This window comes from Enterocloster aldenensis (assembly GCF_003434055.1).
Lineage (GTDB): Bacteria > Bacillota > Clostridia > Lachnospirales > Lachnospiraceae > Enterocloster > Enterocloster aldenensis.
Map to the genome: position 1 here is coordinate 825 of NZ_QVEX01000044.1, position 285 is coordinate 1,109.

At 44.9% G+C, this 285-nt stretch carries 1 protein-coding gene; it reads right to left on the minus strand.

Annotated features, from left to right (window positions below):
• The coding region (locus tag DWX59_RS29120) for a hypothetical protein (protein WP_207660474.1) at window positions 1-238 on the minus strand (238 nt) is incomplete at its 3' end.
• Window positions 239-285 lie beyond the last annotated feature (47 nt).

Sequence of the window (285 nt, forward strand, 5' to 3'; positions counted from 1 at the left end):
CCCACAGTGGACACTCGTTACAGTCATCATACATTGAACATGTTCGCTCTATTTCTTCCTCCGAGATACCGCAGTCACGGCGTTCTGTTTCAGGAGCATTGCGCCATATCGTAAGCGTCACTCCGCTATCATCGCACTCCGTTTCCACGCTTACGGGATTTTCGTTTTCATCAAAAAGCCCCGAAAATACGGTAGTTCCGTTGGTTGTGAGTACCTGTGCAAAAATAATCTTTCTCATAAAATTATACCTCCAAATTGTCTGTTTCATCGTCAAACAGCGAAAGC